Source organism: Nocardiopsis protaetiae (assembly GCF_045446735.1).
Classification (GTDB): domain Bacteria; phylum Actinomycetota; class Actinomycetes; order Streptosporangiales; family Streptosporangiaceae; genus Nocardiopsis; species Nocardiopsis protaetiae.
In genome coordinates, this window is the sequence record NZ_JBJJBV010000420.1 from 1 (window position 1) to 4,071 (window position 4,071).

The following is a 4,071-nucleotide window of genomic DNA, read 5'->3' on the forward strand; positions in this document are numbered from 1 at the left end:
CCGCCGCCCCGGGGCCGCCACCGCTCGCGCCGTGCGCCAGAATGGGGGCGTGATCGTCATCACCCGCTACTCCGTGTCCGAGGCCGATGTCGAGGCCTTCCGCGCCGATGCCGCCAAGGCGGTCGAGGTACTCTCCCGCCGCCCCGGGTACCGGGGGTACCGGCTGGGGCGGGCCGCCGACGCCCCCGCGCTGTGGACCGTGGTCACCGAGTGGGACGGGGCGGGCTTCTACCGGCGGGCGCTCTCGGACTTCGACGTCAAGATCCACGCCGTGCCGTTGCTGTCGCGGGCGATCGACGAGCCGACGGCGTTCGAGATCATCGACGCGGAAGGCCTGAATCCTCCCGCTTTCTGAGCGGTCAACGCGTGCGCGCGGCCCCTGTCGGTGCTCTAGCCTGGATGGACGGGCACTCACCGTGGCCACTCCCGGTACCGGTGGGCGACCCGTTTCCCAACGACACCGATGTATCGCGCACTGCGATCCACCGACCGCCAGCCGGATGGAGAGTCACCCCATGGCCGCAAAGTCAGAGGCAATGGACGCACTGGTCAACCTCGCCAAGCGACGGGGTCTGGTGTACCCCTCCAGCGAGATCTACGGTGGCCTGCGCGCCGCCTGGGACTACGGCCCGCTGGGTGTGGAGCTGAAGAACAACGTCAAGCGCCAGTGGTGGCGCACGATGGTCCAGGAGCGCGACGACATCGTCGGCCTGGACTCCAGCGTCATCCTCGCCCGTGAGGTCTGGGAGGCCTCCGGCCACGTGCGCGAGTTTGTCGACCCGCTCACCGAGTGCCAGTCCTGCCACAAGCGCTTCCGCGCCGACCACCTCGTCGAGGCCTACGAGGAGAAGCACGGCCACGCCCCCGAGGACGGCCTCGCCGCGATCGCCTGCCCCAACTGCGGCGCCAAGAACTCCTTCACCGAGCCGCGCATGTTCAACGGCCTGCTGCGCACCTACCTGGGCCCGGTCCAGGACGAGAAGGGCCTGGCCTACCTGCGCCCGGAGACCGCCCAGGGCATCTTCATCAACTACAAGAACGTCGAGCAGAGCGCCCGCCGCAAGGTCCCCTTCGGCATCGGCCAGATCGGCAAGTCGTTCCGCAACGAGATCACCCCCGGCAACTTCATTTTCCGGACCCGCGAGTTCGAGCAGATGGAGATGGAGTTCTTCTGCAAGCCGGGCTCGGACGAGGAGTGGCACCAGTACTGGATCGACACCCGCCTCCAGTGGTACGTCGACCTGGGCATCGCCAAGGACAACCTGCGCCTGTACGAGCACCCGCAGGAGAAGCTCTCCCACTACTCCAAGCGGACCGTCGACATCGAGTACCGGTTCAACTTCATCGGCAGCGAGTGGGGCGAGCTGGAGGGCATCGCCAACCGCACCGACTACGACCTCAAGACGCACTCCGAGGCCTCCGGCACCGACCTGTCGTACTTCGACCAGGAGAACAACGAGCGCTACACCCCGTTCGTCATCGAGCCGGCGGCCGGTGTCGACCGCGCGGTGCTGACGTTCATGCTCGACGCCTACAACGTCGACGAGGCGCCCAACGCCAAGGGCAAGCTGGAGAAGCGCGCCGTCATGCGCCTGGACCCGCGCCTGGCCCCGGTCAAGGCCGCGGTGCTGCCGCTGTCGCGCAACACCGACCTGTCGCCCAAGGCCCGCGACCTGGCCACGCTGCTGCGCCGCCGCTGGAACGTGGAGTTCGACGACGCGGGCGCGATCGGCCGCCGCTACCGCCGCCAGGACGAGATCGGCACCCCGTTCTGCGTCACGGTCGACTTCGACACCCTGGAGGACAACGCGGTGACCGTGCGCGAGCGCGACACCATGTCCCAGGAGCGGGTGTCCCTGGACCGGGTGGAGACCTACCTGTTCGAGCGCCTGCCCGGCTGCTGACCCGCCGCCGAACGGCCGTCGCCCGGCCGTGACCGGACATGAGAACGCGACGCCGCCCGTGCCCCCGCTGGGGACGGGCGGCGTCGCCGTGTGAGCGAGACGGCCGGACCCGGGGGGATGGTCTCCGGCCGCCTCTGCGGTCCCACCGGCCGCACACGACCGGCGGAACCCTGGTGCTTAACCTAGCGGTCAAGCCCGGGCGGTAAGCGGTTGTTTGTCGTGGTTTGCCCTACCGCGTAAGCGAATCGTGACGCCGGGAGCCCCTGCACACCGGACACCTAGAACACCTATGCCTAGAACTGCTAGGGTTACTATCCCTAGCAGACCTAGGTATGAGGAATGCGCATGCACATCGACAAGGACCTCGTCGCGGCCTCGGCCACGCCGCTCGTCCTGGGCATCCTGGCCGAGGGCGAGTCCTACGGCTACGCCATCGTCAAACGCGTCAACGAGCTGTCCGGCGGACGGATGCAGTGGACCGACGGGATGCTCTACCCCCTGCTCCACCGCCTGGAGCGCAACGGCCACGTCCGGGCGTCCTGGGGCACGTCCGAGGCGGGCCGGCGCCGCAAGCACTACGCCATCACCCCCGCCGGGCTGGAGGCGCTGGCCGAGCGGCGCGCCCAGTGGAGCGTGGTCGCCGACACGCTCAAGCAGGTGTGGGAGGCCGCCGCGCACCCCCCGCCGTTCCCGGGCGGCGCCGCCCCGGCGGGAGGGATCGCATGACGGGCGGTATCGGCGGTACGGGCGGCACGAGCGGCCTGGAGGAGCAGATCGACCAGTGGCGCGGTTTCGTCCGCCGCCGCCAGGCCATCGTCGCCTCGGACGTGGAGGAGATGGAGGACCACCTGCGCGAGCAGATCGCCGACCTGGAGGCGGGTGGCCTGGACGGCGAGGAGGCCTTCCTCGTCGCGGTCAAGCGCATGGGCAACCTGGACGCGGTCTCGCGGGAGTTCGCCCGCGAGCACTCCCACCGGCTCTGGAAGCAGCTGGTCCTGGTCCCCGAGGCCGGGGACGAGGCGGGCGGGGCGCGGCGCTGGCGCGAGCTCGGGGTGATGATCGGGTTCGCGCTGGCTGCGGGCGTGGCGGTCAAGCTGCTGTTCACCCTGGTTGACGACGAGACCGCGCTGATCCGCAACCTGGCCTTCGTGGTCCTGCCGTTCCTGGCCGGGTGGTTCGCGTGGAAGCGGCGCGTCTCCTGGCGGGTGTGCGCGGTGACGGCCGCCCTCGCGCTGGTGCCGCTGCTGGCGGTCAACCTGTACCCGTTCGCGACCACCGGGGGTGCGTTCCCCCAGCCCGGGATGACCGCCGTGCTCGCCCTCTCGCACGCGCCGATCCTGCTGTGGCTGCTGGCGGGCGTCCCGCACGCGGGCGGGCGCTGGCGCTCCCACGAGCGGCGCATGGACTACGTGCGGTTCACCGGCGAGTTCGTGATGTACCTGGTGCTGATCCAGCTGGGGTCCATGGTCCTGCTGGGCCTGACCGCCGCCGTGCTCTCCCTGGTGGGCGTCGACTTCGAGCCGTTCTTCGAGGACTGGCTGCTGCCGTTCGGCCTGCCCGGGGTGCTGCTGGTGGCCGCGTGGCTGGTGGAGGCCAAGAAGAGCGTGGTGGAGAACATCGCGCCGGTGCTGACCCGGGTCTTCACCCCGCTGGCGCTCCTGATGCTGGTGGCCGACCTGGTGGTGCTGCTGGTCAACGGCCCGCTGACCACCGTGGACCGCGAGCTGCTCATCCTGATGGACGCGATCCTGGTGCTGGTCCTGTTCCTGCTGCTGTACTCGATCTCGGCCCGCGACCCGCTGGCCCCGCCCGGGGTGTTCGACTGGCTCCAGCTGGCGCTGGTCGGGGCGGCGCTCGCGGTGAACGCGGTGGCGCTGACGGCGATGCTGACCCGGATCGCCGAGTTCGGGTTCACCGCCAACAAGACGGCGGCGCTGGGCCTGAACCTGGTGCTGCTGGTGCACCTGGTGTGGTCGGCGTGGCTGCTCGCGGGCTTCGTGCGGGGCAAGCGCCCGTTCGCGCAGGTCGAGCGCTGGCAGACGGCCTACCTGCCGGTCTTCGCGGCGTGGACCGCGGTGGTCGTGCTGGTGTTCCCGCCGGTGTTCGGCTTCGCCTGACCGGCGTCCGCTGAGCGGTGTTTGTTGAGCGGTGTCCGCCGACCGGCGCC

General features: G+C 70.2%; 4 protein-coding genes. All 4 read left to right on the forward strand.

Annotation, left to right across the window (positions count from 1 at the left end; genetic code table 11):
* Positions 1-49 precede the first annotated feature (49 nt).
* The 4 genes from ACJOT3_RS33150 to ACJOT3_RS33165 all read left to right on the forward strand — a co-directional run bounded on the left by ACJOT3_RS33150 (position 50) and on the right by ACJOT3_RS33165 (position 4,021).
* The gene (locus ACJOT3_RS33150; RefSeq protein WP_406977087.1) at positions 50-355 is read left to right on the forward strand and encodes an antibiotic biosynthesis monooxygenase family protein; all 306 of its coding nucleotides are present in this window, start codon (positions 50-52) and stop codon (positions 353-355) included.
* 160 nt (positions 356-515) lie between these two features.
* Complete coding sequence (locus ACJOT3_RS33155; protein ID WP_406977084.1) at positions 516-1,904, forward strand: glycine--tRNA ligase; 1,389 nt, start codon at positions 516-518, stop codon at positions 1,902-1,904.
* A 345-nt stretch (positions 1,905-2,249) separates the two neighbouring features.
* The gene (locus ACJOT3_RS33160; protein WP_406977085.1) at positions 2,250-2,630 is read left to right on the forward strand and encodes a PadR family transcriptional regulator; all 381 of its coding nucleotides are present in this window, start codon (positions 2,250-2,252) and stop codon (positions 2,628-2,630) included.
* The gene (locus tag ACJOT3_RS33165) at positions 2,627-4,021 is read left to right on the forward strand and encodes a permease prefix domain 1-containing protein (protein WP_406977086.1); all 1,395 of its coding nucleotides are present in this window, start codon (positions 2,627-2,629) and stop codon (positions 4,019-4,021) included. The genes ACJOT3_RS33160 and ACJOT3_RS33165 overlap by 4 nt, the downstream gene beginning before the upstream one ends.
* Positions 4,022-4,071: the final 50 nt, after the last annotated feature.